At 66.2% G+C, this 20130-nt stretch carries 23 protein-coding genes; 7 read left to right on the top strand and 16 right to left on the bottom strand.

Features of this window, described 5'->3' with window-relative positions:
* Positions 1-58: 58 nt before the first annotated feature.
* The 3 genes from M4578_RS05400 to M4578_RS05390 all read right to left on the bottom strand — a co-directional run bounded on the left by M4578_RS05400 (position 59) and on the right by M4578_RS05390 (position 1635).
* Complete coding sequence (locus M4578_RS05400; protein WP_258092417.1) at positions 59-433, bottom strand: excinuclease ABC subunit A; 375 nt, start codon at positions 431-433, stop codon at positions 59-61.
* A gap of 118 nt (positions 434-551) precedes the next feature.
* A complete protein-coding gene (locus M4578_RS05395) occupies positions 552-749 on the bottom strand; it encodes a YgaP family membrane protein (protein WP_258092416.1) in 198 nt (65 codons plus the stop codon).
* Positions 750-849: 100 nt separating this feature from the next.
* Positions 850-1635 (bottom strand): enoyl-CoA hydratase, encoded by a 786-nt coding sequence (locus tag M4578_RS05390; protein WP_258092415.1) that lies wholly within the window; start codon positions 1633-1635, stop codon positions 850-852.
* A gap of 57 nt (positions 1636-1692) precedes the next feature.
* Between M4578_RS05390 and M4578_RS05385 the strand changes: the two genes are divergently transcribed.
* Positions 1693-2121, top strand: coding sequence for a PaaI family thioesterase (locus M4578_RS05385; RefSeq protein ID WP_258092414.1), 429 nt, complete (start codon positions 1693-1695; stop codon positions 2119-2121).
* Positions 2122-2217: 96 nt separating this feature from the next.
* Here M4578_RS05385 and M4578_RS05380 read toward each other — a convergent pair whose 3' ends face one another.
* Positions 2218-2445 carry a DUF1127 domain-containing protein gene (locus tag M4578_RS05380; protein ID WP_258092413.1) on the bottom strand — a complete coding sequence of 76 codons (228 nt, stop codon included), beginning with the start codon at positions 2443-2445 and terminating at the stop codon, positions 2218-2220.
* A gap of 69 nt (positions 2446-2514) precedes the next feature.
* Here M4578_RS05380 and M4578_RS05375 point away from each other — a divergent pair, with 69 nt between their 5' ends.
* From M4578_RS05375 to rpsI, 3 genes are all read left to right on the top strand, one after another.
* Positions 2515-3942, top strand: coding sequence for an aminotransferase-like domain-containing protein (locus tag M4578_RS05375; RefSeq protein ID WP_258092412.1), 1428 nt, complete (start codon positions 2515-2517; stop codon positions 3940-3942).
* A 159-nt stretch (positions 3943-4101) separates the two neighbouring features.
* On the top strand, positions 4102-4560 hold the full coding sequence (rplM, locus tag M4578_RS05370; RefSeq protein WP_258092411.1) for a 50S ribosomal protein L13: 459 nt from the start codon (positions 4102-4104) through the stop codon (positions 4558-4560).
* A gap of 2 nt (positions 4561-4562) precedes the next feature.
* On the top strand, positions 4563-5051 hold the full coding sequence (gene rpsI, locus M4578_RS05365; RefSeq protein ID WP_258092410.1) for a 30S ribosomal protein S9: 489 nt from the start codon (positions 4563-4565) through the stop codon (positions 5049-5051).
* 105 nt (positions 5052-5156) lie between these two features.
* Here rpsI and M4578_RS05360 read toward each other — a convergent pair whose 3' ends face one another.
* From M4578_RS05360 to M4578_RS05345, 4 genes are all read right to left on the bottom strand, one after another.
* Positions 5157-6008 carry a sulfotransferase family protein gene (locus M4578_RS05360; RefSeq protein ID WP_258092409.1) on the bottom strand — a complete coding sequence of 284 codons (852 nt, stop codon included), beginning with the start codon at positions 6006-6008 and terminating at the stop codon, positions 5157-5159.
* 123 nt (positions 6009-6131) lie between these two features.
* Positions 6132-6749 carry a TetR/AcrR family transcriptional regulator gene (locus tag M4578_RS05355; RefSeq protein ID WP_258092408.1) on the bottom strand — a complete coding sequence of 206 codons (618 nt, stop codon included), beginning with the start codon at positions 6747-6749 and terminating at the stop codon, positions 6132-6134.
* Positions 6749-7618: a polyphosphate kinase 2 gene (gene ppk2, locus M4578_RS05350; RefSeq protein ID WP_258092407.1), complete on the bottom strand. Its 870-nt coding sequence runs from the start codon at positions 7616-7618 to the stop codon at positions 6749-6751. Before ppk2 ends, M4578_RS05355 begins: the two co-directional genes overlap by 1 nt.
* A gap of 199 nt (positions 7619-7817) precedes the next feature.
* Positions 7818-8771, bottom strand: a complete 954-nt coding sequence (locus M4578_RS05345) for a homoserine O-succinyltransferase (RefSeq protein ID WP_258092406.1) — start codon at positions 8769-8771, stop codon at positions 7818-7820.
* 144 nt (positions 8772-8915) lie between these two features.
* Here M4578_RS05345 and M4578_RS05340 point away from each other — a divergent pair, with 144 nt between their 5' ends.
* Positions 8916-9839, top strand: coding sequence for a hypothetical protein (locus M4578_RS05340; RefSeq protein ID WP_258092405.1), 924 nt, complete (start codon positions 8916-8918; stop codon positions 9837-9839).
* The gene (locus M4578_RS05335) at positions 9836-10204 is read left to right on the top strand and encodes a hypothetical protein (RefSeq protein ID WP_258092404.1); all 369 of its coding nucleotides are present in this window, start codon (positions 9836-9838) and stop codon (positions 10202-10204) included. The genes M4578_RS05340 and M4578_RS05335 overlap by 4 nt, the downstream gene beginning before the upstream one ends.
* A gap of 6 nt (positions 10205-10210) precedes the next feature.
* On the opposite strand, the gene M4578_RS05330 is transcribed toward M4578_RS05335, so the two are convergent.
* The 8 genes from M4578_RS05330 to M4578_RS05295 form a co-directional block, all read right to left on the bottom strand.
* The gene (locus M4578_RS05330; protein WP_258092403.1) at positions 10211-11065 is read right to left on the bottom strand and encodes an ATPase; all 855 of its coding nucleotides are present in this window, start codon (positions 11063-11065) and stop codon (positions 10211-10213) included.
* 74 nt (positions 11066-11139) lie between these two features.
* Entirely contained in the window at positions 11140-12294 is a 1155-nt protein-coding gene (locus tag M4578_RS05325) for an OmpP1/FadL family transporter (protein WP_258092402.1), read from the bottom strand.
* 101 nt (positions 12295-12395) lie between these two features.
* Positions 12396-13274 carry a DMT family transporter gene (locus tag M4578_RS05320; RefSeq protein ID WP_258092401.1) on the bottom strand — a complete coding sequence of 293 codons (879 nt, stop codon included), beginning with the start codon at positions 13272-13274 and terminating at the stop codon, positions 12396-12398.
* Positions 13271-13543 carry a putative quinol monooxygenase gene (locus M4578_RS05315; protein WP_258092400.1) on the bottom strand — a complete coding sequence of 91 codons (273 nt, stop codon included), beginning with the start codon at positions 13541-13543 and terminating at the stop codon, positions 13271-13273. Before M4578_RS05315 ends, M4578_RS05320 begins: the two co-directional genes overlap by 4 nt.
* 58 nt (positions 13544-13601) lie before the next feature.
* Positions 13602-15167, bottom strand: a complete 1566-nt coding sequence (gene guaA, locus M4578_RS05310) for a glutamine-hydrolyzing GMP synthase (protein ID WP_258092399.1) — start codon at positions 15165-15167, stop codon at positions 13602-13604.
* A gap of 51 nt (positions 15168-15218) precedes the next feature.
* Positions 15219-15854 carry a DUF2270 domain-containing protein gene (locus tag M4578_RS05305; protein WP_258092545.1) on the bottom strand — a complete coding sequence of 212 codons (636 nt, stop codon included), beginning with the start codon at positions 15852-15854 and terminating at the stop codon, positions 15219-15221.
* A 216-nt stretch (positions 15855-16070) separates the two neighbouring features.
* The gene (locus M4578_RS05300) at positions 16071-16820 is read right to left on the bottom strand and encodes a DUF2270 domain-containing protein (protein WP_258092398.1); all 750 of its coding nucleotides are present in this window, start codon (positions 16818-16820) and stop codon (positions 16071-16073) included.
* A 190-nt stretch (positions 16821-17010) separates the two neighbouring features.
* Positions 17011-18270, bottom strand: a complete 1260-nt coding sequence (locus M4578_RS05295) for an OmpP1/FadL family transporter (protein WP_258092397.1) — start codon at positions 18268-18270, stop codon at positions 17011-17013.
* A 300-nt stretch (positions 18271-18570) separates the two neighbouring features.
* On the opposite strand from M4578_RS05295, the gene M4578_RS05290 reads away from it, so the two are divergent.
* Positions 18571-20115, top strand: a complete 1545-nt coding sequence (locus M4578_RS05290; RefSeq protein ID WP_258092396.1) for a trimethylamine methyltransferase family protein — start codon at positions 18571-18573, stop codon at positions 20113-20115.
* The last annotated feature ends 15 nt before the right edge of the window (positions 20116-20130 follow it).

The following is a 20130-nucleotide window of genomic DNA, read 5'->3' as shown; positions in this document are numbered from 1 at the left end:
GCACAAAATAGGGCCTGCCAATCATGGCAGGCCCGTGCCGGCGCCGGTCTGGCGCGCGTCAGTCCAGCAGCGCGGCCACGGCGCCGATCACGTCCAGAACCTCGCGGGTCTGCGGATCGACGCGATACACCACATCGTTGCTGCGGTAATAGGTATGGTCCGGCAGCAGCCCGTAGGCGCGGGGATCGCGCAGGACGATATAGCCGTCGGAGATCCGCTCGCCGATGCGATAGCGGTCACGCTCGCGTTCCCGATAGGCGTAGCTGTCGGACGGTCGGTCGCGCTGGACCTTCTTCGCCAGCCCCGGCGGCGTGCAGCCGCTGTGTTTCTTGGCCAGCCCCGGCGGGCAGCCCTTGGGCGCGGCGCTTGCGGCGAGCGGCAGGCTCAGCGCGGTGGCGGTGGCGATCAGGGCGATGGCAAGTCTCTGCCTCATGGCGGGTCTCCTTGTTTTGCAAAGTCATTGCAGAGGAAACGCCGCCCGCCCATGGTCCGGTTCCGCAACCGGGCGCCATGGGCGGAGGCTTGCCAGATCGGGCTTTGCCGCCGGCGGATTATTTCCGGGGGCAGGTGTTGATCCCGAAGATCGAGTAGAGCGGGCAGGTGCCCAGCAGCCCGGTCACCAGCGGGATGATGCCCAGCAGGTAAAGCCAGCTATAGGCGCCATCGACGAGGAAATAGGCGAGGATGAGCAGCGCGCCGACGACGATACGCAGGATCTTGTCGATCCCGCCGACATTCTTGGAAAACATGGTCGTTGTCCTTTCTGCAAAAGAGGAGTGCGAAGTCTGTCCCATGGTAGTGCCGCATCCTGATGGCGGCGTCTGTGATCTGGTCACAGAGCGGGCGGAACTATTGTGTCCAGTCGGGCGCGCGTTTCTCGAGAAAGGCCGCGATGCCTTCCTCGGTATCGCGCCAGAGCATATTCTCGACCATCACGTCACCGGCATAGGCATAGGCCTCTTCCACCGGCAGCGCGGCCTGCGCGTAAAAGGCCTCCTTGCCGATCTTCACCGCCGCGCCGAGCTTGCCGGCGACGGTTTCCGCAAGATCCTGCGCCGCCTCGGCGAGCTGTTCGCCCGGCACGACGCGGTTCACCAGACCCATCTGCCGCGCCTCCTCGGCATCGGCGAAACGGCCGGTACTCAGCATCTCGAACGCATGTTTGGCGGCGATGTTCCGGGTCAGCGCGACCATCGGGGTCGAGCAGAACAGCCCGATATTCACCCCGTTCACCCCGAAGCGCGTGCCTTTTGCGGCCACCGCAAGGTCGCAGGAGGCCACGAGTTGGCAGCCGGCGGCGGTGGCGATCCCGTGTACCTGCGCGATCACCGGCTGGGGCAGCTTTTGCAGCCCCGTCATGACCCGGGAACAGCGGGCGAAGAGATCGGCGAAATAGGCCCTGCCGCCATCCTCGGCCTGACGGCCCCGCTGCATCTGCTTGAGATCGTGCCCGGCGCAGAACACCTTGCCCGCGCCGGACAGAACCACGGCGCGGATCGTCCGGTCGTCCGTCAATGCGTCGATCTGCGCCTGAAGCGCCGCAAGCATCTCGTCCGAAAGCGCATTCAGCCGCTCGGGCGCGCACATGCGCAGATGCGCGACGGCGCCGGTGTCGTGACGTTCCAGCAGGTCCATCTTGTCCTCCCAACCTGTTTGCGTTCAGCTTAGACCCGCAGCGACAGGGAGGAAAGCATGGCGCTCAGATTCACCATTGCGGAGATGCAGGACTATCTGACGGAAGTGTTTCCGCAGGTGGAGGGGATGTTCGGGATCGACCGCATGGACGAGGCTCTTCTGGTGATGCGGCTGCATGTGTCGGACGACCATCTGCGCCCCGGCGGCACGGTGTCGGGGCCCTCGATGTTCTCGCTGGCGGATGTGGCGGCCTATGTGGCGACGCTGGCCCGCATCGGGCCGCAGGCGCTGACGGTGACCACCCATTGCTCGATCGACTTCATGCGCAAGCCCGAGGCGGGGCGCGACCTGCTGGCCGAGGCCCGGCTGCTCAAGCTCGGGCGCAGCCTCAGCGTGACCGATGTGCTGCTGTTTTCCGAAGGCTCGGACAAGCCCGTCGCCCATGCCTCGCTGACCTATTCGATTCCGCCGGTGCCCGCGGGCTGAGCCGGCGGGCGGGGCAGGGTGACCGGAGGGGGCCGACAAAAAAGGCGCGAGGGAATACCTCGCGCCCAGGGGAAGAGGTTCTGACAGGTCCGGGGATCAGCCCTGCCAGAACATGCGGCGTGCCTCCTTGAAGGCGACGTGCCGTTCCAGTCCGATATCCCGCAGAAGATGAGGATCGAGCTGTGCCAGCGCGCGGCGGGTGCGGCTGCGCTCGGACCACTTCGCCAGCACCACCGCGGTGCGCAGCGCGAATGCCGACAGCGGCGGCAGCGGGCGCTGCGCGTCGAGATAGGCGATAAGCGGGGCGTGAGCGATATGTGCCATGGGAGTCTCCGATTCTTGTATTGATACAATTTCCTTGATTTTCGCAAAATCCTGATACAATGTGCCAATATGAGTGTCGAGAAAAACATTGTGACTGATACAATATCAGCGCTGTATAGCGATCAGCCGGAAGGGCCGAAGTACCGCGCGCTTGCCGGGGCGTTGCGTCAGGGGGTTTCGGATGGGCGGCTGAGCCCGGGCACGCGGCTGCCGCCGGTACGCGATCTGGCCTGGCGGCTGAACATGACCCCCGGCACGGTGGCGCGGGCCTATACCATTCTCACCGATGAGGGCCTGCTGTTGGCCGAGGTCGGGCGCGGCACCTTCGTCAACGGCGGCGGTGGCGACGACCGGCCGCCGGTCTATGATTCCCTGCCGCACAGCAAGGGCCCCGATGGCGGCGAACTGGTGACGCTGTTCACCGCGCGGCTGCCCGATCTGGGGCAGGTGGCGCTGATTCAGGAGGGATTCGCGCGTCTGGCCCACCGGCCAGCGCGGGATCTGCTCGACTACCCTTCGGCACGCGCCTTCGCGCAGGCCCGGCGCGCGGTGGTCGGTTGGCTGGGCGAGGTGCCCCTGGGCGCGCTTCAACACGAAGATGTGGTGCTGTCGCATGGCGCGCAAAGCGGGATTTCCCTGGTCATGCAGGCGGTGCTGCGCGGGCGGCGCCCTGTGGTGCTGACCGAGGAGCTGGCCTATCCGGGTTTCCGCCGCGCCGCCGAGCTGATGCGGGCCGAGGTTGTACCGGTGCCCATGGACGCGCAGGGGATTGTTCCATCGGCTCTGGCCGAGATCGCCCGGCGGCACGAGGCGCAGCTTCTTTGTACCTCTCCGGAACTGCACAATCCCACCACGCTGGTCACACCGCCGGAACGCCGCCGCGAGATTGCCGAGGTGGCACGGCAATGCGGTTTCGACATTCTGGAAGACGACAGCACCTTTCTGGGCGAAGCGCGGGACGAGACCTATCGCGCGCTGCTGCCGGAACAGGGCTGGTTCGTCTCGTCGATCTCCAAGACCCTGACCCCGGCGCTGCGCATCGGCTTTGCCATCGCGCCGCAGACACGGCGCTCGGAACTGCGGCGGGTGGCCGAGAACGGGTTCTTCGGGCTGGCGCGGCCGCTGGCGGATCTGACCGAGGATCTGCTTACCCGCAGCGAAACCCGCGAGATCGTCCGCTCGGTGCGCCGGCGCAATGCGGTCTATGTCCGGGCGACGTTGAACCTGCTGGGCGGGCACGATCTGAGCTGGCACGAGGAGGCGCCCTTCGTCTGGCTGCGCCTGCCGCCGGGCTGGCGCGCCGCCGCCTTTTGCCTCGCCGCCGAGGCACAGGGCGTGCAGGTGCGTCCGGGCGAGGATTTTGCCCCCCGCAACGGTTTTGCCCCGCATGCGATCCGCATCGGCATGAACGCGCAGGTGGCGCTGGCGGATTTCGAGGCGGCGCTGGCGCGCCTGCGCCGGCTGCTGGACAATCCGCCGGAGCAGATTCTCGTGTAGGACTGGGGTATCTAAATACCATAATTTTAATACACTGATTTTGTTTGATAAATACGGATATGGGTCCCTTGACTGCGATTTCGGGATGCGTATAACCGCGCAATCGGAATGCGGGCCCCTTGCGCGGGCCCTTTCAATACCAGCTCAAGGGCACCCACGATGAAAACCTTCTCTGCGACTCCGGCAGACATCGAGAAGAAATGGATCGTGATCGACGCGGAAGGCGTCGTTCTCGGCCGTCTCGCTTCGATCGTCGCCATGCGTCTGCGTGGCAAGCACAAGGCCACCTTCACGCCCCATATGGATATGGGCGACAATGTCATCGTCATCAACGCCGACAAGGTGCAGATGACCGGCAAGAAGCGTGAAGAAAACTTCTACTGGCACACCGGCCACCCGGGCGGCATCAAGTCCCGCACCAAGGCCCAGATCCTCGAGGGTGCGCACCCCGAGCGTGTGGTGTTCCAGGCCGTCAAGCGCATGCTGCCGGGCAACCGCCTGTCGCGCAAGCAACTGACCAACCTGCGCATCTATGCCGGCGCCGAACATCCGCACGAGGCGCAGACGCCGGATGTGCTGGACGTCAAGTCGATGAACAAAAAGAACACCCGGGTGTAATCATGGCCGAACAGATCAATTCCCTGGAAGACCTCGGCACCGCGGCCGGCATCGAAGCCGCCCCGGAAGTCGTCGAAGCACCCCGCGAGCCGGTTCGTGACGAGCTGGGCCGCTCCTATGCCACCGGCAAGCGGAAGGACGCGGTCGCCCGCGTCTGGATCAAGCCGGGCTCGGGCAAGGTGGTGGTGAACGGCAAGGAGCTGAACACCTATTTCGCCCGTCCGGTGCTGCAGATGATCCTGCGTCAGCCCTTCACCGTGGCCGGCGTCGAGGACCAGTTCGACGTGATGGCGACCGTCAAGGGCGGTGGCCTTTCGGGTCAGGCCGGTGCGGTCAAGCACGGCATCTCGAAAGCGCTGCAGCTTTACGATCCCTCGCTGCGGTCGGCACTGAAAGCCGCCGGCTTCCTGACCCGCGACAGCCGCGTGGTGGAACGGAAGAAATTCGGTAAGCGCAAGGCGCGCCGGAGCTTCCAGTTCTCGAAGCGCTAAGCGTTTCGCGACACGGATTTGCAAAGGGCCGCCCGGTTGGGCGGCCCTTCTGCTTTTGCGGAGGGCCCAGGATTTTTCGTCCGAAAAATCCTGGGCGCGCCCGTGTCAGAGGAGCCGCGCGTGGGGCCAGAGCGTCGCCGCCCGCGGCAGCCGCGAGAGCACCGCGTCGTAATCCCTGGCAAAGCTCGGAAAGACCTGCTCGGCCAGCCCGGCGGGCAAGGCGCTGCGGTCGCCCGCGGCATTGACCGCGGCCCCCCCGGCCTCGGGGCGGGCCGCGATCCCCACATAGCGCGACAGATCCGCGATCGTCTCTGCGGTGAAGAGGGTTTCGTAAAGCGTGATAAAGCGACGGTTCTCGGGGAACACCGCGTCGAGCCGGGCCAGTGTGACGTGATAATCCGGATCCGTGGTGCCGCAGCCGCCGGGGGCGAAGATCGCCAGAAACGCCTCGGCGTCCGACAGGCTGTCGGAGAGCCTGCTCTTGCGGCGGTACATCTTGAGCAGCGACCAGGCGCGCTCGATCGGGTCGCGCATGGTGAAGATCGTCTTCACCTCGATGCCCCGCGCGGCGAAGCCGCGGTCGAGATCGCGCAGCGTTTCGGTGGAGAGCGCCGCATAGCCCGGCGTCACATCGCCGGTGAGCCGGATCCCCGGCCGCGCGAGCAGCCCGGCGAAATAGGGAATGTAGCGGCCGGGATCCTGTTGCAGAAACCAGCGCAGCTCCTTGCCGCGCGCTTTCAGCCCCAATCGCCGCGCAAGGGCGAATTGCGCACGGCGAAACGCGGGCGGCTCGGGCATGAGAAAATGCGCCTTTTCCGGCACGCTCACCGCGTCCCAGACCTGCATCTCGCCCAGCGGGCCCATATCGGCGCCTTCGGCGGCGCCCAGATAGGTACGGATCCAGGTGGTGCCGGATTTCGAGGCGCCGGGGCAGAGAAGGAAGGTCTTGTCGGACATGTCGCGCGGGCTTTGACGGTCGGGCCGGGCGGGGCGCTGCCCCGTCACGGCGCTGCCGTGACTCCCCGGGATATTTCAGGGCCAATGGAAGGCTTATCCCGCGGCGGGTCCGGCGCCAAGGGGTTACTGGTCGGGCGGCAGCAGGCCGAGCCCGCGCAGATAGATGCCGATGCCGGATTCCAGCAGCGCCTCGGGCGGGAAGGGCGATTGGGTGCCCGGGGAGTTCCGGGCGAAAAGCTCGACCACCCCGTGGGAGAGCGCCCAGATATGGGCCGAGACCATGCTGGGCGGCGGGCGCTTGCCCGGCGGGATGTGCTGCGACAGCTCGGCGGCAGCGCGTTCCTGAACGCCGCGCGCGCGGGCCGAGACCGCCGCCAGCGCCGGAGAATGGTTCACCGAGATGCCGCTTTCGAACATCGCGATGTAATGGCCGGGATATTTGCGGGCAAAGGCGAGATAGGCGCGGCCCGTCGCCTCGAAGGCGGCCAGCGCCGAGGGCTGGCCCTTGTCATAGGCGAATTGCATCACATCGGCGAAGATCTCGTAGCCCTGGCGCGCGGCCTCGGCGATCAGATCGTCGCGCCCGGCGAAATGGCGGTAGACCGCGGCGGGCGTCACGCCCGCCTGTTTCGCGGCCTCCGACAGCGTGAACCCGGTGGGGCCCTTCTCCTCGATGAGCGCAAGCGCCGCATCGACCAGCGCCTGGCGCAGATTGCCGTGATGATAGCCGCGCTTGCCCATCAGCTTTCCCAGAGCTCGGGGCCCCCCGCGAGCTTGGCATCGGGGGCGCCGACGGCCTTCTCGTTCTTGTTGGGGTAGTCGAGATGGCTCAGCACATGGCGGATCGCCGTCAGACGGGCGCGTTTCTTGTCATCCGAGCGGATCACCGTCCAGGGCGCCTCGGGGCAATGCGCGCGCGACAGGGTTTCGGAGATGGCGGCGCTGTAGGCATCCCATTTCTTCAGACCCTCGACGTCGATCCACGACAGTTTCCACTGTTTCAGCGGATCCTGCTCGCGCGCCAGAAAGCGGCGGAGCTGTTCGGCGCGGCCCACGTTCAGCCAGAACTTGAAGAGCAGGATGCCTTCCTCGACCAGCATCTTTTCGAAATCCACCACCTGGGCGAAGAAATGTTCGCGCTGCGCCTCGGTGCAGAAGTCGAAGACCTTTTCGACCACGCCCCGATTGTACCAGCTCCGGTCGTAGAAGACGATCTCGCCGCCCGCCGGCAGGTGGTCGATATAGCGCTGGAAATACCATTGCGTCGCCTCGATGTCCGAGGGTTTCGACAGCGCCACCACGCGCGCCCCGCGCGGGTTCAGGTTCTCGCGGAAGCGCTTGATCGTGCCGCCCTTGCCGGCGGCATCGCGACCCTCGAAAACCATGGCGATGCGCTGGCCGGTCTCCTTGGCCCAGCTCTGCATTTTCACCAGCTCGATCTGCAGCGCGTCCATTTCCTTCTGATAAGCCTTGCCCTTCATCGCCTCGGAATAGGGGTAGCTTGCGGAAAGCACCTCGTCCTTGTCCGCGCGCCTGAGCGCGTTGCGGATGTCTTCGGGGGCGTCTTTCTCGAAAAAGGCGCTGATGGCGCCGTCGAAGGGAAGGGTCAAAGCACAGGTCCTACTCGTTGTTTTGGCGGCTAATATGGGATGTGAATGTCGTTAACGCAAACCCGCAACGCGGGCGCCGGCTGCCCGGGACGCCATGGGCGGTGCCCGTCCGCAAGGTCGTTCGCAGAGACATGGCAGGAAGCCGGGCGCCCGCTACCGGGCCGGCCGGGGGCCGGATCAGCCCGTTGCGGCGCAAGCCCTAGCCACCCGCCGAATTGCGCCAGTCGGTCGAGTCGATGCCGATGCGGGCCAGATCGAAGGGCGTGGTCTGGTAGATCTCGTTGATCCAGTTGCCGTAGAGCAGATGCGCATGGCTGCGCCAGCGGTTCTGCGGCGCGCGCTTCGGGTCGTTCTCGGGGTAGTAGTTCGCCGGCACGTTGATGTCTTTCCCGGCGGCCACGTCGCGGTCGTACTCTTCCTTCAGCGTGCCGGAATCATATTCCAGATGGTTGAAGATATAGAGCGCGCGATGGCACGGGTCCTCGACCAGCGCGGGGCCGGTCTCGGGTGAATGGATCAGCACCGGCAGCCCCGCCGCCTCGACCTCGTCGCGGCGCACCTCGGTCCAGCGCGACACCGGCATGACCATGTCGTCGGAGAAGCCGCGCAGGAACGGCGAGGCGGGGGCGAGGTTCTGATGCCGGATGCAGCCAAAGGCCTTGTGATCCAGCATGTGCTTGGGCACGCCGTGGAAATAGTTGATCATCGCCATGCCGCCCCAGCAGACGCCGAAGGTCGAATGCACATGGCTTTGCGTCCAGTCGAAGACGCGGGTCATCTCGTCCCAATAGGTCACCTCCTCGAAGGGCAGGTGCTCGATGGGCGCGCCGGTGATCACCAGCCCGTCGAATTTCTCGCCCGTCTCCGCGACATCGGCGAAGGGGCGGTAGAACGCCTCCATATGTTCGGCGGCGGTGTTCTTGGTCTGATGCTCGGTCATGCGGATCAGCGAGAACTCGATCTGCAACGGGGTCGCGCCGATGACCCGGGCGAACTGGGTCTCGGTCTGGATCTTCTTCGGCATCAGGTTCAGCAGCGCGATGCGCAGCGGCCGGATGTCCTGCCGCGACGCGCTGTCCTCGGACATGACCATGACGCCCTCGCGATTGAGGACGTCGTAGGCGGGCAGGTCGGAGGGCAGTTTGATCGGCATGGCAGGCATATCTGTGAAAACGGTCTGTGCCGAATATCCCCTTGGTGGGGCGAAGTCCAACGGATTGCAGGAGGCGTTCACGAAACGATGACGGCGGGTTAACATTCTGACGCAAGGGAAACCGGGAACACCAGGGGGAAGAACATGCGACTGGCATCTGCCATGGCGCTCTGCGGCCTGATGGCCGCAGGCTGCACAACCGACCGGGTCGCGACGGAGTTCGGCGATCTGAAGACCGCCTTCGACGAGACCAAAAGCGCCATCGAGCCGAAACTGGCGCCGGGGCTCGAAGCCGACCGCCAGGCCGAAATTTCGGCGGCGGCGGCCAATCGGGACATCTGGACGCTTGGCAACGACTGCTCGAACGAGCTGGCGACGGGGGTGTTCCTGCCCTCGGCCACCTGCACGCTGGAAAAGATCCGGGTGGGCGACCGCGCGCCGGTGATCGGCGAGGCCACGGCGCTGAAACGCAAGCTGACGGTGCTGTCGGCCTATCTGGGGTCGCTGGAGGCGCTGAGCGACGCGACGCTGGAATCGGATCTGAACGCCGCCTATGCGACGGCGGTCGCGTCTTTCAGCGATCTGTCGAAGGCGGCGGAGCTCGAGGATCTGACGACGTTCCTGGCGGAGCGGCAGGCGAATGCCGAGAAGAGCGGAGCGGTGGTCAGCGCGGCGGTCAGCGCGCTGCGTTACAAGCGGATGCGCTCGGTGGTGCTGGCCTCGGATGAGGATGTGCGCCAGATCGTGCGGGAATCGGTGCTGCACGCGCTCAATCTCGGGGTCGATCCCAAGCTGCCCGGAGCGGTTGCGGATCTGCGCGCGGCGGATCAGGCGGTGCTGCTTGCCGACAGCAGCGATACCGCCGCCTATCGCGCGGCGATGGTCGCGCTGGAGAACAAGCACAGCGCCTTCATGACCTATTACCGGGGCACGCTGACCTATCGTCTGACGCTGGTGGCCGAGCTGCATGGCAAGCTGGCGGCGGCGCTGCGCTCGCATGGCTCGGCCGAGGATGTCGTGGCCTATCTCGAAAGCCTTCGGGCGCTGTCCGATCTGTTGAAGGAGTGACCGTCATGAGCAGCCCATCCGTCCAATCCGACGCCTATTTCCAGCAGCTTCGGAACCGCCAGAACGATCTCTACCGGTTCAATCTTCAGGAGCTGAAAAAAGCCGCCGCCGCATCGGATCTCGGACGCATCGCCGAGTTGCGCGCGGAACGCGCCAAGCTGTCGCAAAACGATCAGAAGATTCTGGAGGCCGAGATGGCGTTTCAAGCCACGCAGCTCGATCCTTCGGAGGCCGAAAAGCGCGTGAGGGCACAGACCCGGCGCGCAAACGCGCTCGTGCGATCCATCAAGACCCTGACGGATGTTCTTGAAAGCGCGGGGAAAATGGCAAGTATCCTGGCGCGGCTCGTCACCTTACTGAGCTAGCGAGACTCAGGGCAGCGCGGCGGCGATCACCTCGGTGAAATCCGCCGCGTCACGCACGGTCGCCATGTCGGCGGCCTCGACCGTCACGCCCCAGTTCCGCGCCATGGCCTCATAGCGCGGCTGGCGGTGGGCCAGTGCGCGGGCATAGGTCCAGCGTATGAACCCGTCGGGGTCGACGGCGGTCTCCGCCAGCCCGGTCTCGGCAAGATAGTCCGCCCAGCAGGCGGCGAGGAACTCGGGCTGGTAGGCCATGGGTTTCGGCGCCTTGTCGAAGCGGCGGATCAGCTCTTCGGTATGCGCCTCGCTGCCGCGCACCCAGACCATCAGCGCGTGGCGGCTGAGCTCGGTCAGGATCGGGTCGGCGGGATCCTCGGCATCGACCCATTCGCAGATCGACCCGCCGGTGTCGCAGACGAAATGCGGATAGCCGTACAGATCCTGCGCGCGGTCGATGAAATAGCCGGTGTCGAGCAGCGCCTGCTCTTCGGCGCGGCGGAACTGCTCCTGCCGCTGCCGGTAGGTCTCCATCGGCAGGCCGCCCCGGGCGGGATCGCCGGGCTTGCCGAGATAGGTGGAGACCGGGGTGAGGTTGTGGAAGGTGATATTGGAGCCGATATAGATCGAATCCGACAGCAGAAGCTCGCGCAGGAAGGGCACGGTCATCGCCTCGCGCTTGGCGTTGTCGGCGATATATTCGCCCATGTAGCGGGTGCCGATGCGGTAGTCGATCGAGTAGTGGAACCAGTCGCCCGTGTCGCGCAGCAGCGAGGAGACATGGGTCTTGCCCAGTCCCGACATGGCGAAAAGCACCACCCGCTTGCGCGGCGCCGCGCGCCAGTCCTCGGCGGTGTCGTAACGCATTGGCGGGGCTCCTCTGACTCGTCCGGCGCCACAGGTAACCATGGCGGCGGGCGGCGTCAAACAGCGCGCACCGCTCAGAAGCGGTAAGCGAGCTTGACGCCGACGCCCCAGGCCCTGTTGTCGGTAAAGTCGGCACGCGCGGCCTCGGGCATGCCGGTCGCGGGCATCCCGTCGCCGAGCCAGAAATGGCTGACCCCGCCCGACAGCGTCAGCCGGTCGTTGACCTTGTAGGAGCCCAGCAGGCGAAGCTGGGTATAGCCGGTGGTCGGTGCCAGCGGCGACAGCAGCCGGTCGCCGGCGGGCTCGTAGGTGACGCTGACCCCGCCCGAAACCCGCTCGGAAAAGCGCCGCCCGAGCCCGAGCGTATAGGTGGTGGTGTCTTCGAGGTCGATCAGCCCGCCGGGCGCGACGGCGATGAACTGCTCGGGATCGACGCGGAACTGCGAATGCTTGACGTAGCGGATGGAGCCGAACAGCAGGGTGTCGGGGGCGATCCCGGTCTGGAATTCGAGGTTCCAGCTTTCCGGGGTCTTCACCTCGGTGTTGCTCTGGCCGTCGAGCAGCGGCAGCGCCGGCAGCGGACCGGGCCCGTCCGGGTCGAGCAGCGGGCCGGATTCGCTGGTCTCCATGTCGTGCCGGATGGTCGAATTGTAGGTCAGCGCCACGCGCAGCGCGATCTCGGGGATCTCATAGGCGGCGCCCAGCACATAGCCAAGCCCGGTTTCCGGGGCGAGATGAACGGTATAGCCGGCAAGCGGGCCATAGGCAGCGCCCTGCATGTGGATGTCGCCGCCGGCCTGTTGCAGCCGCAGCCCGCCGAAGGCGCTGACCCGATCGGTGACCTGGTATTTCAGCAGCGCCGTAAGCGCCTGGGTCGAGGCCTTGGCGGTGGTGCCGCCAAAGGGCAGGTTGCCGGGGGCATAGGCGACATCGGCGCCGAAGGGCCGGTCGTAAAGCAGGGCGACGGCGGTGCGCGCGCCAATGTCGGCCTTCAGCGCGAAGGCGGGCAGGTAGAACGGTTCGGCCACATTGCCGATCTGCTGCGCGGGAAAGGGCGGCGAGACGTTCTGGCCGGTCAGGCTGGGCGCGGCATGGGCCAGGGTGACTTCCAGCACGGTCCCGGTTTCGTAAAGCACCATGGCCGATTGCGGCATCCATTCGATGCCGCCGGCCTGCGCCGTGGCGGCACTCAGCAACAGCGCGGCGGCGGCGGTCAAGGATCTGTTCATACTGTCCCTTTCCCAAACGGGTTTGCCCTCCGGCGAAACCGGTCGCGAGACCACGGGTCAGAACGGAACGGGCCGGGAGAGGGACGCCGCGCGATGCGCGGTCATTTCCCCGTCACGACAGGTGCCGGACGCGTTTCGCGGAGGATATTGTAGTAATTCGCACCGAAAATAATGGCAGCACCGAGAAACACATATGGATCGAGCGCCTCTCCGTATAGGAGCATTCCGACCAAGGCTACAACCGGGAGGCGGGTGAAGTCGATAGGCATAACTACCGGTGCGGGCGCGAGTCCCAGCGCCGTGGTCAGGCAGAAATGCGCAACCAGCCCCGCCACGGCGATCAGCGCCACCCAGGGCCAGCTTTGCGGCGCGGGCAGGGCGATGTCGCCATCCGCCCCGGCGCAAAGCAGTCCGAAGACCGATTGCGTGACGGTGAGCCAGAACAGGATGCAGGCGGCGGTCTCGCTGCGGGTCAGCTTGCGGGTGAAGACGGCGGAGCCGGCAAAGCCGATCGCGGCCAGCGCGGCACTGAGAATCCCAGCGTTGAGCGTGTCGGGCGAGGGGCGCGCGACCACGAGAATGCCGACAAAGCCCAGCCCCGCGGCCAGCGCCCGGCTGGGGGTCAGCCGTTCGCCCAGCACCAGTGGCGACAGCACAATCACCCAGAGCGGCGAGGTGAACTCCAGGGCAAAGACCTGCGCCAGCGGAATCGCGGTGATGGCGTAGAACCAGAGGTTCTGGCCACCGAAATGGCTCAGGTTGCGCAGGATATGCAGCCCGAAATGACGTCGGGTGATCTGGTGCAGATTTCCGGTGGCCGCCAGCAGGCCGGAGACGATGACCACGCCGATCAGCGAGCGGTAGAGCATGATCTCGAACGTATCGAGATCGAGGCTCACTTCGCGCCCGGCCACCGCCATCGTGGTGAAGGAGACAATGGCGCCCGACATCCAGAGCACCGCCTTGAGCGTCTGGCTCATGCCTCGGTGATCTCGTAATCGCGCGGGCAGCCGGCGGTCACGCGCGCCCAGGCGCTGGCCGCGGCGCGGATCTGATGCGCGTCGAAGGCGGCGCGGTCGGCAAAGACCTCGGCCACGGCGAAGATGCCGGGCGCGGTTTCGCGCACCTCGAAGCTCAGGCAGCCGGGTTCGGCGCGGGTGAGGCGCATATGCTCGGGCAGGGCGTCACGCACGGCCTCGACCCGTTCGGGCGGGCAGGTCATGAGTCCGGTGAGGCGGATCTGGGGCATGGCGTCTCCTCGGCCGTTGCCGGCCTCCTCGACGGCCGCGGGGCCGCCGTACCGGGGATCATTCCCACTCGATCGTGCCGGGCGGCTTCGAGGTGATGTCATAGGTGCAGCGGTTGATGCCCTTGACCTCGTTGATGATCCGCGTGGCGGTCTCGCCCAGGAACTCGTGGGTGAAGGGATAGTAATCCGCCGTCATGCCATCGACCGAGGTCACCGCGCGCAGCGCGCAGGCGTAATCATAGGTGCGCCCGTCGCCCATCACGCCCACGGTGCGCACCGGCAGGATCGCCACGAAGGCCTGCCAGATCTCGTCATAAAGCCCGTGCTTGCGGATCTGGTCGATATAGACGGCATCCGCCTTGCGCAGAATGTCGAGCTTTTCGCGGGTGATCTCGCCGGGGCAGCGGATCGCCAGACCCGGACCGGGGAAGGGGTGGCGCCCGATGAAGCTGGCGGGCAGGCCCAGCTCGTGACCGAGCGCGCGCACCTCGTCCTTGAAGAGCTCGCGCAGCGGCTCGACCAGCTTGAGCCCCATCTTCTCGGGCAGGCCGCCCACATTGTGGTGCGATTTGATGGTGACCGAGGGGCCGCCGGAAAAGCTCACGGATTCAATGACATCTGGGTAAAGCGTGCCCTGGGCGAGAAACTCCGCGCCCTCGATCCGGTCGGCGTATTTCTGGAACACGTCGATGAAGAGCCTGCCGATGATCTTGCGCTTGGTCTCGGGGTCGGAGACGCCCTCGAGCTCGCCGAGGAACAGCTCCTGCTCCTGCGCGTGGATGACCGAGAGGTTCATGTGGTCGCGGAACATGCCCACAACCTCTTCGGCCTCGTTCAGACGCAAGAGCCCGTGGTCGACGAAGACGCAGGTGAGCTGATCGCCCACCGCCTCGTGGATCAGCGCTGCCGCGACCGAGCTGTCGACGCCGCCCGAAAGCGCGCAGATCACCTTCTTGTCGCCGATCTGCTCGCGGATCTTCGCGATGGCCTCTTCGCGATAGGCACCCATGGTCCAGTCGCCCTTGAACCCGGCCTCGCGCACGAAATTCTCGTAGAGCGTGGCGCCGTTGGGCGTGTGATGCACCTCGGGGTGGAACTGCACCGCGTAGAAGCGGCGGGCCAGATCGGCAGTGATCGCGAAAGGCGCGCCGGGGGAGGTGGCATAGACCTCAAACCCCGGTGCGATTTCCGAGACGTGATCGCCGTGGCTCATCCAGACCTGTTCGCGGCCGGACCCGTCGAGGAACCAGCCCGAGAGCAGATCGAGGCGGTCGTCCTTGGGGGTCACATAGGCGCGGCCGAATTCGGCGGTGTGGCTCTGGCCCGCGTCCACCTTGCCGCCCAGATCCTGCATCATCACCTGCTGGCCGTAGCAGATGCCGAGGATCGGCACGCCCAGCTCATAGGCCGATTGCGGCGGGCGGGGCGAGCCTTCGCGCGTCACGCTGTCGGGCCCGCCGGAAAAGATGATCGCCTTGGGGGCGAAGTCTTTCAGGAAGGCGTCAGTGACGTTCTGATAGGGATGGATCTCGCAATAGACGTTCAGCTCGCGCAGGCGCCGGGCGATGAGCTGGGTCACCTGAGAGCCGAAATCAATGATGAGAAGGCGGTCATGCTGGGTCATGACCCCGCTTTAGGGGCGGTTTGGGGCGGGCGCAAGAGGCGCGCGCGCCGCTCAGCCCATGGAGTCGGATTTCTCGCGGCCGCGGGCGCGGCTGCGGCGCAGGTCGTCGCGTTTGCTCCAGAGCGCGATTCCGCCGCTGACGGCCACGTAGAGCAAGCCCAGGGCCATCATCGCCTCGCCCGGGACCGGGCCGACATCGGCGCGGCGCATGGCCGCGTCGAGGCTTTGAACCGGGGTCGGGTGCACGGCGATCTTGCCGGCAAAGGCCAGCGTCTGGATCAGCAGGATCCAGAAATAGTTGCGGCGGATGCGGCGGCCCACGGCAACCATGAAGGGCACATGATAGCGCGGGCGCAGATAATCGTTGGCGAGCACGCGCTGCCAGTCGTCTTCGAGATGCAGATCGCCCTCGGCCAGCATGGGCGCGTAGAAATGCGTTTCCATCCAGCGGGCACGCGCGCGCCAGACGTTGAAATAGCGGTAACGGCGGGCTTCGAGCACGAGGAAGAAGACCAGCAGGACGCCCACCAGCACCAGCGGCAGCGGCGAGGCATCGGGCGAGGCAAAGGAGATCGACAGCGCCACGCCCAGTGTCACCACCGCCCAGTTGGTGGTGGTGTCGAGCCGGGTGCGCCAGATGGTGCTGCGATAGACCTCGCCGCGGTAAAGATGCGCGACCGCGCCCATCTCGGCGGTGCTGAGATCCTTGCGCGGCACCGGCGGGCCGCTGCTGTCGGTGGTGATGGCCGTATCCTCCTCCGTGCAGGGCTCCGGGGCGCCCCGCGTCTCCCCGGAGCATAGTGCATGGCGGCCTGGGCGGCGTCAAATCGCGGGGCGCGGCAGGGAGGGGGCTTTTGAGCGCCGGAGACGCTTTGGGCCTGTGGCGTGGCGGGCTTGCATGCCTTAGTTGGCGGCATCCGGCGCGGGCACGTCGTGCCGGCGCCGGTGACGGCGGTCGCGCAGGCCGCTCCAGACCGCAAGCGCGCAGAAGCTGGTCATGTAAAGCGCCGCGCCCAGGAACATCAGCCAGCCGGGCAGACCCCCGACCGCGGCGCGGTCGAAGAGATCCTGCCACGAGGCGGCGGGCCGTGGGTGAACCACCAGCTTGCCCAGAAAGGCCATGTTCTGGATGAACATGATCCAGAGATAGCCCCGCCGGATGCGCCGCCCCAGCGCGTGCAGATAGCCGATGCGGAAGGCGGGGCGCAGATAATCCCGCGCCAGATCCCGCGACCAGCCGGGATCTGGCGCGGCGACGCGGTTGTCGAGAATGGGGGCGTAGAAATTCCGCTCCATCGTCCGGAACCGCGTGCCCCAGGCGTCGCAATAGCGGTAGCGGCGCGCCTCCAGCGTCAGGAAGAACAGGTTGAGGATGCCGACCAGCACCAGCGGCAGCGGCGAGGCATCGGGCGCGGCATAGGAAATCGACAGCGCCACGCCCAGCGTCACCACCGCCCAGTTGGTGGTGGTGTCGAGCCGGGTGCGCCAGACCGTGCAGCGATAGATCTCGCCCCGGTAGAGATGCGCCACCGCGCCGATCTCGGCCGCACTCGGGGCGAAGGGCGTCTCTGCCTCGCTCTCCGCTTCCGCCATCGCGTCGGCCTGCCAGTCGCGCGCAGGATCGCGCGCGGGCCTGTCTGCCAGGAATACCACCTTTGCCACCTCCGGATCATGACCTGCCGTGCCGGTCTCCGCCCCGGGGCTCAGGCTATGGGGCGGGGGTTAAGCGGCGGTCAATGGGGGCGGAGATGGTTCAAAAGCCGTTCAGTTTCCCCGGGATACAAGACGAAAACCCCCGCAGCGGGACTGCGGGGGCATTGTGCCGGCGGGTGTCGCGCGGGGCCTACCAGCGATAGGTGGCACCGATGGCGAATTCGTTCTGCGACATGCGGATCTTGACCGGCTGCGGCACGCCGGTCAGTGCCGGGTTGGTGCCGGAGATCTCGGCATCGAACGCATGGGTCCAGGAGGCGGTGATGCCCCAGCGCTCGTTGATCTTGTAGGAGGCGCCCAGCGAGGCATGCCATTGCGGCGTGGCCGGGGTCAGCGAATTGATCACCGCCGAGCTGTCGTCGATGAACTTGCTGGCATGGCTGACGCCGCCGCGGAAGGTCCATTGATCGTTGTGCCGGTAGATCGCGGCCAGACGCCAGACATCCATGTCCTTCCAGCCGAAGCCCACGCCATTGTCGGCGCCAAGCGGGCCCTGGGGCGGCGCGTTGGGGTTCGAGATCGAGGCGACATCGCCGTAAAAGATGCGCTGGTATTCGCCGGTGAAGGTCCATTGCGGCATGGATTGCGGCTTCCAGGCCATGCCGATGGTGGCGACGGCGGGCACGTCGAAATCGCCGCCCTCGGCGAAGAGGCCCGCGTATTTGTCGAACTCTCCCATGTCGATCTTGGACCGGTAGGCGGCGCCGAAGGACAGTTCGGGCGTCGGTTCCCAGAGCACGCCGAGATTGACCCCCAGACCGTTCGACCAGTCGTCGCCCTGATTGGTGACATGGGCGGGGTCGATGGACATGCCGCCAAAGGCTTCGAGCCCGGTGGCGCTGAAGCGCTGGATGGCGAAGACCGGCGAAATGCCCAGGGTCAGCGTCTCGGTGGCCTTGTAGGACAGGTTCAGGCTGATGAAGGCCTGTTCCAGATTCACCCCGACCGGGGCCGAGCCAGCGCCGAGACCGGCAAAGAAATTCGTGCCGTATTCGGTGTTCATGCCGCCATTGCCGAACATGAAGGCGCCAAAGGTGAAGCGGTCGTTCAGCACCCAGTTGGCGCCGCCGCAGGGAATGAGGAAATAGTCGTTGCGGCTTTTGTGGGTGCCCGGCGTCAGCGGGCCGCCGGCGCCGATCTCGGTCTCGCGGTCGGGCCAGAAATTGGTCAGGCAGACGCCGGCCTGATTGCCCACCTTGTGCCCCATGGCCGGGTTCTGCGCGAGGCCCAGAACGCCCGAGGGCACGGCCACACCGGCCCCGGCCATGCCCTTGGAGGCCCCGCCGTAGCCATTGGCGATATAGCCGTTGGTGGCAAGCGCGGGTCCTGCGCCAAGGGTGCAGAAAACCATCGCACAGGCCAGCGGCCTGCGCGCGAAATCAAAACTCATTTGGGGTGTCCCTCCCTGTTCCGCCGTCTCCCTCGGCGGGATGGTTCTTTGTCTCTCCTCGCGGCCCGTGACGGGGGCCGGCCGCCTTTCAGAAAATACAGGTATTCCAGAATCATTATATTAAGGGGCTGGAATGTCTCGTGTCACGTCTTTTTGTTAGCGCCAGCGTGGCGCGCGCGGCGGGCAATGTCGCTTTTCCCCGTCATGCGCCGCAATCGCGCCAAGCGGCGGGGCCCAAGCGCGTTACAAAGGACACAGGCGGCGGCGCAAGGGGCGCCCGGATTCGTGCGGGGAGAGGACATGGCGGACGCGACGACGCGCAAGCGGACGAGAAGCGGGGGCGGTGCGGCACGGCGCGCAGCGCGTGGGTCGACGGTTGTCGAGACGGCGCGCTTCATCGAACGCAAGATCCCGGATTTCGCGCTTCTGAACGACGAGGCGTTGGAGATCATCGAGCACAATGCCGAAACGGTGCTGGAAGAGATCGGCGTCAACTTCGTCAACAACCCCGGCGCGCTGGCGCGCTGGAAAGCCGCCGGCGCCGAGGTCGAGGGCGAGCGGGTGCGCATTCCGCGCGGTCTGGCGCGGGCGCTTTGCGCTTCGGCGCCGTCGCAATTCACCCAAGCTGCGCGCAACCCCGAGAAAAACGTCGTGATCGGCGGGCGCAACCTGGTGCTGGCGCCGGTCTACGGCCCGCCCTTCGTGCACGATGCCGAGAAGGGGCGCCGCTATGCCACGCTGGAGGATTTCCGCAATTTCGTGAAACTGGGGCAGATGTCGCGCTGGTTGCACCATTCCGGCGGCACGGTCTGCGAGCCCACCGACATCCCGGTGAACAAGCGCCATCTCGACATGCTGCTTGCCCATATGACGCTGTCGGACAAGCCCTTCATGGGATCGGTCACCGAACCCAGCCGGGCGCAGGACAGCGTCGATATGTGCGGCCTGCTCTTCGGCGAGGACTTTGTGCAGGCCAACACGGTGATGACCTCGCTCATCAACATCAACTCGCCGCTGACCTTCGACGACACGATGATGGGCGCGCTGGAGATCTATGCGGCCAACAACCAGGCCTGTATCGTCTCGCCCTTCATCGTCGGCGGCGCCATGGCGCCGGTTTCGGTGGCGGGCACGCTGACCCAGGTGCTGGCCGAGGTGCTGGCGGGCGTCGCCTACAGCCAGCTTGTCCGCAAGGGCGCGCCGGTGATCTTCGGCGCCTTCGTCACCTCGATCGACATGAACTCGGGCGCGCCCACCTTCGGCACGCCCGAGGCGGCGCAGATCACTTATGGCGCGGGGCAGCTCGCCCGGCGGCTGGGGCTGCCCTACCGCTCGGCGGGGTCGTTCTGCGGGTCGAAGCTGCCCGACGCGCAGGCCGCCTATGAGACCGCGAACACGCTCAACAACGGTCTGCTGGCGGGGGTCAACTTCATGCTGCATGCCTGCGGCTGGCTCGAGGGCGGGCTGGTGGCCTCTTACGAGAAATTCGTCATGGACGCGGATCAGCTCGGCGCACTGCACAAGATGGCCGAAGGCGTTGCGATGGACGAAAGCGCCCAGGCGCTGGACGCGCTGCGCGAGGTGGGGCCGGGCGGCCATTACCTTGGCTGCGCCCATACCCAGGCGCATTTCAAGGAGGCGTTCTGGCGCTCGGAGCTGCTCGACTACAAGCCCTTCGAGACCTGGAGCGAGGAAGGCGCGCGCGACACGATGCAACTGGCCTCGGCGCGGGTGCGCAAGCTGCTCGACAGCTACGAGCAGCCCGCGATGGACCAGGGGGTCGCCGAGGCGCTGGCCGAGTATGTCGCACGCAAGAAATCCGCGGTGCCCGACAGCTTCATGTAGGAGGGCGCGCGCCGC

The organism is Salipiger pentaromativorans (assembly GCF_024721115.1).
GTDB classification, from domain to species: Bacteria; Pseudomonadota; Alphaproteobacteria; order Rhodobacterales; family Rhodobacteraceae; genus Salipiger; species Salipiger pentaromativorans.
The sequence above is the reverse complement of the archived record's forward strand: the minus strand, read 5'-3'. Positions and strand labels throughout refer to the sequence as shown.

Excerpts from the sequence above, each read along its gene's own strand:
- M4578_RS05400 (WP_258092417.1), bottom strand. The coding sequence starts at position 433 with ATGAGGCAGAGACTTGCCATCGCCCTGATCGCCACCGCCACCGCGCTG.
- M4578_RS05395 (WP_258092416.1), bottom strand. The coding sequence starts at position 749 with ATGTTTTCCAAGAATGTCGGCGGGATCGACAAGATCCTGCGTATCGTC.
- M4578_RS05390 (WP_258092415.1), bottom strand. The coding sequence starts at position 1,635 with ATGGACCTGCTGGAACGTCACGACACCGGCGCCGTCGCGCATCTGCGC.
- M4578_RS05385 (WP_258092414.1), top strand. The coding sequence starts at position 1,693 with ATGGCGCTCAGATTCACCATTGCGGAGATGCAGGACTATCTGACGGAA.
- M4578_RS05380 (WP_258092413.1), bottom strand. The coding sequence starts at position 2,445 with ATGGCACATATCGCTCACGCCCCGCTTATCGCCTATCTCGACGCGCAG.
- M4578_RS05375 (WP_258092412.1), top strand. The coding sequence starts at position 2,515 with ATGAGTGTCGAGAAAAACATTGTGACTGATACAATATCAGCGCTGTAT.
- rplM (WP_258092411.1), top strand. The coding sequence starts at position 4,102 with ATGAAAACCTTCTCTGCGACTCCGGCAGACATCGAGAAGAAATGGATC.
- rpsI (WP_258092410.1), top strand. The coding sequence starts at position 4,563 with ATGGCCGAACAGATCAATTCCCTGGAAGACCTCGGCACCGCGGCCGGC.
- M4578_RS05360 (WP_258092409.1), bottom strand. The coding sequence starts at position 6,008 with ATGTCCGACAAGACCTTCCTTCTCTGCCCCGGCGCCTCGAAATCCGGC.
- M4578_RS05355 (WP_258092408.1), bottom strand. The coding sequence starts at position 6,749 with ATGGGCAAGCGCGGCTATCATCACGGCAATCTGCGCCAGGCGCTGGTC.
- M4578_RS05345 (WP_258092406.1), bottom strand. The coding sequence starts at position 8,771 with ATGCCGATCAAACTGCCCTCCGACCTGCCCGCCTACGACGTCCTCAAT.
- M4578_RS05340 (WP_258092405.1), top strand. The coding sequence starts at position 8,916 with ATGCGACTGGCATCTGCCATGGCGCTCTGCGGCCTGATGGCCGCAGGC.
- M4578_RS05330 (WP_258092403.1), bottom strand. The coding sequence starts at position 11,065 with ATGCGTTACGACACCGCCGAGGACTGGCGCGCGGCGCCGCGCAAGCGG.
- M4578_RS05325 (WP_258092402.1), bottom strand. The coding sequence starts at position 12,294 with ATGAACAGATCCTTGACCGCCGCCGCCGCGCTGTTGCTGAGTGCCGCC.
- M4578_RS05320 (WP_258092401.1), bottom strand. The coding sequence starts at position 13,274 with ATGAGCCAGACGCTCAAGGCGGTGCTCTGGATGTCGGGCGCCATTGTC.
- M4578_RS05315 (WP_258092400.1), bottom strand. The coding sequence starts at position 13,543 with ATGCCCCAGATCCGCCTCACCGGACTCATGACCTGCCCGCCCGAACGG.
- guaA (WP_258092399.1), bottom strand. The coding sequence starts at position 15,167 with ATGACCCAGCATGACCGCCTTCTCATCATTGATTTCGGCTCTCAGGTG.
- M4578_RS05305 (WP_258092545.1), bottom strand. The coding sequence starts at position 15,854 with ATGGGCGCGGTCGCGCATCTTTACCGCGGCGAGGTCTATCGCAGCACC.
- M4578_RS05295 (WP_258092397.1), bottom strand. The coding sequence starts at position 18,270 with ATGAGTTTTGATTTCGCGCGCAGGCCGCTGGCCTGTGCGATGGTTTTC.
- M4578_RS05290 (WP_258092396.1), top strand. The coding sequence starts at position 18,571 with ATGGCGGACGCGACGACGCGCAAGCGGACGAGAAGCGGGGGCGGTGCG.